The sequence below is a fragment of the Prevotella sp. MGM2 genome (assembly GCF_002933955.1).
Taxonomy (GTDB): Bacteria; Bacteroidota; Bacteroidia; order Bacteroidales; family Bacteroidaceae; genus Alloprevotella.
Genome location: NZ_BEWW01000153.1, coordinates 1 through 5,503 on the forward strand (window position 1 = coordinate 1; position 5,503 = coordinate 5,503).

The window sequence follows — 5,503 nt, forward strand, 5'->3', positions numbered from 1 at the left end:
ATACATAATACACAAAACAATACAAACAACTGATAAACACATATATACAACAAAAGAAAAAAATACACACATCCTCACACAAATAACAACAAACAAAGAAAAGCTAACGAAAAAAAGAATGTAAAAAAACTATCCCGTGTGGAAAAGGAAAGGAATAGATCGGGAAATAATACAACTGCAGAATATAATACACATTATTATATTAAAGAAAATAAGACATGACATATTTACACTCAGACCCAGACCTGCACGATGTTTTTTATTAAAGAACAAACGCGAAGAGTGAAAATTCACTCTTCGCGTTTAAATTCAACTTACAATGCTATTATTATTTCAACGAATATCCAATTCATCAAATACATATTTAGCTCCTCCCAGTTTATCTATAATAAAGAGCACATAACGGATATCTACATTTATACAACGCTGAAGAGTTGGATTAAACTTAAGGTCACTAGACAAGCTCTCGATATTGCCGTCAAAAGCCAAACCGATAAGTTCTCCACGGGAATTAAGTACTCCTGAACCAGAATTACCCCCTGTTATATCATTATTGGAAAGGAAACAAGTGGGCAATTTGCCATCCTTACGGGCATAACGGCCAAAATCTTTGGCCTCATAAAGTTTCCGCAAATCTTCATTGACAAAATAATCGCTTTCCATTTTGCTTTCTTTTTCAAACATACCATCAAGTACTGTCCGCCAATCATAACGAACGGCATCACGCGGTTTCAAATCTGTCACATGACCATAAGTCATACGCAAAGTAAAATTAGCATCCGGTGCTTTAGACCAATCATACATCTCACACAGACCACGAACATAAATTTTCTCAAGTTCCTTGAGCTTACGTTCATAATTCTTCAGTCCGGCAATAGTTTTCTTACTATATTCTGCCAATGCTTTTCCCTGTTGATAGAGAGGGTCATCAACCAGAACATCCACCTTATTCCCGCTCAGGACTTCCGCCAGTCGGGCACTGTCAGCAAAGACAGATTGAGTATACACCTTTTCACAGAAAGTTTTCCAGTCCTGCCCTTCAGCCAAATAAGTCGGAACCACATTCCGCAATTTATGGTTATTGACAAAATAGGGCGTCAGCATTTCCATTTTTCCACGATCAATATCCAATTTCTTGGCATCAAAATAAGGCTGACACCAATCCATAATGGCCGTTCCTGCTTTTTCAATATCCTTGACATTACCTTTCTTCACTGCCGTGACAAAATTATCCACGAGATTGGGACGAATCAAAAAGTCCTGTTCATAAAGAGTTATGCGCGAGAGAGCCTGATCGTAAAGCGTATCTTTTGCCGCGCGGCAGAGAGAGTCAATACAATCTATAATATTTTGATATTCAAGTTTTTTACTCTCTTTTGCAAAGAGTCGAAACTTATCTTCCTCCTTTTTTTTCTGAGCCACCAAATTGATTTTTTCAACAGCCTCATTCATACCGCCAAAATTCTTGATACTGTTGCCCCACGAGAAATACTCGTCTTCAAGCAAAAGGCGTAATTCATCACTCTGGTCCATCAGTTTCTTATAATAATCCAACAATGGATTTCCAGCCAGAACTATGGGAGCATTCGTACTCTGTGTACGTAATTCCACCTGCGAGGCTGTTAGGAAACGGCTGGTACGGCCGGGAAATCCCATAATCATGGTATAATCCCCCTCGTCTATACCTTTGAGTGAAATAGGAAGATATTTTTTGCATTTGAGGGGCACATTGTCAGGACTATAAGGGGCCGGATCACCATTTTTATCGGCATAAATGCGGAACATGGCAAAATCGGCACTATGCCGCGGCCAAACCCAATTATCAGAATTGCCACCAAACTGACCGATATTATATGGCGGGTTGGCAACCAGACGAACGTCTGTAAAACGCTGTTCATAGAACATATAGAAACGATTGGCACCAAAGAACGGGACGATGCGTACGCTCATGCCTTTTTTCTTGCGTAAATCACTTTTCTTAAACAGTTTCTGCGCCAACGGTTCCAAGAAAGCCTGGCTCTGCGATGTATAAGTATCGGCACCGTCCTTTACTGCGGCAGCATTTACCTCATCAGTCACGTCAACAATACGAAGCACAAAAGTGAAACCCAAGCTTGCGGGAGTGCGCAATTCTTCGGAACGGCTCTTGGCAAAATAGCCGTCCTTCATATAATCATGGCCGATACCACTCATTTCATGCACAAAGCTAAAACCGCAATGATGATTTGTCAGCACCAAGCCATCGGGCGAAACAACCTCGCCCGTACAGCCACCTCCGAAAATGCCGATGCACTCGCGCAACGACGATGATGTTTCACTGTAAAGAGCCTCGGGGGAAAGTTGCAATCCGGCCTTTCGGAGGGAATCCTCAAGATGTTGCTGTTTCATCAGTTTCAGAAGCCACATGCCCTCATCGGCATGTGCCATGCCCCATCCCATGACAAGAGACAGGCAAAGCATAACTATTTTTTTCATAATTTTAAGTAATTGGTATTTAGCTGCAAAGTTAAGCAACTTTTTTATATTCACGAAGTGTCCTTTTTAATCTGTCCGGATATTTTGTAAGAGTTTCATCACATAACAATAACTGTCTTCAGAAAGAAACAAGTATATTTGCCCAACTATTCCATACTGTTCCCCCCAACAGCACAAAAGTCCTATTATAACCAACCTAAATTCACCGATAGCATGAAAAGAATCATTTACTGCCTCTTTTTCTACCTTACAGTACTGCCCATGCCTGCAACCCGCCAACCGGAATTTTCCACAGCCGGTTTCTTCCTTTTAAAAGACTGCGGCCGTGAAGTCTATTCCATGAATCCGGCATGGCGTTTCCACAAAGGCGCCGCTGGCGGAGCCCAGGCCAAAGACTTCAACGATACCGACTGGCCTGTGGTGTCCCTGCCCAACGGAATAGAATACCTGCCGACAGAAGCCAGCGGCTGCATTAATTATCAAGGTGAAATATGGTATCGCAAACATTTCACCCCACAAGCCTCCTTTAAAAACAAAAAACTATTTCTCCATTTCGAGGCTATCATGGGGAAAAGCAAAGTTTTCGTCAACGGCAAACTGCTGGCCGAACACTTCGGCGGCTATCTGCCGGTTGTCGTTGATATAACAGATGCCGTCAACTGGAAAGGCGACAACGTCATTGCCGTGTGGGCAGACAACAGCAATGACCCTTCCTACCCTCCGGGAAAAGCACAGAACGTACTGGACTACACTTACTTTGGCGGCATTTATAGGGACTGCTGGCTTGTAGCCCACAGCGAAGTGTTCATCACCGACCCCAATTACGAGAACGAAGTGGCTGGCGGCGGCCTGTTCGTCAGTTTCGATAAAGTGTCGGACACCTCGGCTACAGTGAATCTACGCTCACACATTCGCAATGCCACTGAGAAAGCCTTTTCAGGCGTAGTGGAATACACGCTGCTGCAACCCGACGGCAAGCAAGTGCTGCACATCAACGACAAGATATCTGTCAGGAGCGGAAAAACAGCCGTTTCCTCCCATCAAGCAGAAGTGAAGCGCCCCATGCTGTGGAGCCCATCTTCGCCAATATTATATGACTTGCAGATACGGGTGCTGGACCGCAGCGGTAATGCGGTAGACGGCTATCGCCGGCGCATCGGCATCCGCAGCATTGAGTTCAAGGCCAAAGACGGATTCTGGCTTAACGGCAAGCCCTACGGCAAACCTTTGATCGGCGCCAACCGCCATCAGGATTTCGCGGTGGTAGGCAATGCCGTGCCCAACAGCGTACACTGGCGTGATGCAAAAAAACTGAAAGAAGCCGGCATAGAGGTTATCCGCAATGCCCATTGCCCGCAGGATCCGGCATTCATGGACGCCTGCGATGAACTGGGCCTGTTTGTTATTGACAATACGCCCGGATGGCAGTTCTGGAACGATGCGCCGGAATTTGCCCAACGTGTCTACAGCGACATCCGCAATCTTGTGCGCCGCGACAGAAACCATCCCTGCGTATGGTTGTGGGAACCTATTCTGAACGAGACATGGTATCCGGCGGACTTCGCCCAAAAGGCCCGTAACATAGTCGATGCCGAATATCCCTATCCTTATTGCTACAGCGGCTGCGACAGCGAGGCACGGGGCCATGAGAGTTTTCCGGTTTACTTTGCCCATCCGGCAAGCATGCAGGACGCCACCTCGAAACACGATCCTTCAAAAACCTATTTTACCAGAGAATGGGGCGACAATGTCGATGACTGGAACTCCCACAATTCTCCCAGCCGCGTAGCCCGCAACTGGGGCGAACAGCCCATGCTGGTCCAGACCCGGCACTATGCCGCTCCATCTTATCCGGTAACCAGCTTCGATGTGCTACACAAACAGACACCACAGCATGTCGGGGGATGCTTGTGGCATTCGTTCGACCATCAGCGCGGCTACCATCCCGACCCATTCTACGGAGGTTTGGCAGACGTCTTCCGCCAGCCCAAATATTCCTATTACATGTTTATGTCTCAACGACCTGCCGAGAAACAGGACGGAAATGCGGGAAGTGGCCCCATGGTATACATAGCTCATGAAATGACACCTTTTTCCGGCAAGGACGTGACGGTCTATTCCAACTGTGACGAAGTAAGGCTGACTTTCAACAAAGGAGGCAAAACGCATATTTACCGAAAAGACAAGAACCGCCCAGGAATGCCGTCGCCTGTGATTACCTTTCCTGACGTTTATGACTTCATGACGGACAAAGCGCTGTCGAGAGCCGGCAGGCAGGACGAGGTGTATCTGCTCGCCGAAGGACTAATAGACGGGAAAGTGGCGGCTACACACAAAGTGATGCCGGCGCGCCGGCCAGAGAAACTGCTTCTGTGGGCTGACAGCGAAGGAACAGAACTGAAAGCCGACGGCTCCGACTTCGTGACAGTTGTAGCCGCCGTTGCCGACAAGAACGGCAACATCAAGCGGCTTAACAATTACTCAATCCATTTTACAGTAGAAGGGGAAGGACGCCTGCTGGGGGGTGCAGACATCATGGCCAATCCGGCACCAGTCCGGTGGGGCACGGCACCGGCCCTGATTCAGTCCACGTTAACCCCCGGGAAAATACGCATCACGGCCAGCGTATCGTTTGACGGCTCGCAAATGCCTGTCAGCGGCGAACTTATACTAGAGACGAAGCCGGCCGCCTTACCGTTGGTTTATGACGCCACTGAGGCGGCACTCATACCGACCAGTTGTACAGACTCCGAAGCGGCAACCGCTTCGAAGGGCAGGGACGAACGTGAAGCCGAGCGCCACAACAAGGAGCAAAACGCCCTGAAATTGAAAGAAGTGGAACAGCAGCAATCTGAATTCGGCGAGAAATAGCCATGAAAGGCAACTGAGACTTTGCACTTTAACATTTTTAACCTTCCATAACACTCCGATGTGTTAAAACATAAATTGTAAGCAGGAGTTTTTCAAAAGGCCGTATTGGATTTTTAACACGAATACTTGGAATTTAAATTGCAATACGGGGATTTTT

General features: G+C 46.8%; 2 protein-coding genes. One reads left to right on the plus strand and one right to left on the minus strand.

What is annotated here, in order from left to right; all coding sequences use genetic code 11:
* Positions 1-333 precede the first annotated feature (333 nt).
* Entirely contained in the window at positions 334-2,475 is a 2,142-nt protein-coding gene (locus tag C5S62_RS03445; RefSeq protein WP_104404064.1) for a S46 family peptidase, read from the minus strand.
* A 213-nt stretch (positions 2,476-2,688) separates the two neighbouring features.
* Here C5S62_RS03445 and C5S62_RS03450 point away from each other — a divergent pair, with 213 nt between their 5' ends.
* Positions 2,689-5,346 carry a glycoside hydrolase family 2 TIM barrel-domain containing protein gene (locus C5S62_RS03450; protein ID WP_104404063.1) on the plus strand — a complete coding sequence of 886 codons (2,658 nt, stop codon included), beginning with the start codon at positions 2,689-2,691 and terminating at the stop codon, positions 5,344-5,346.
* Positions 5,347-5,503: the final 157 nt, after the last annotated feature.

Excerpts from the sequence above, each read along its gene's own strand:
- C5S62_RS03450 (WP_104404063.1), top strand. The coding sequence starts at position 2,689 with ATGAAAAGAATCATTTACTGCCTCTTTTTCTACCTTACAGTACTGCCC.
- C5S62_RS03445 (WP_104404064.1), bottom strand. The coding sequence starts at position 2,475 with ATGAAAAAAATAGTTATGCTTTGCCTGTCTCTTGTCATGGGATGGGGC.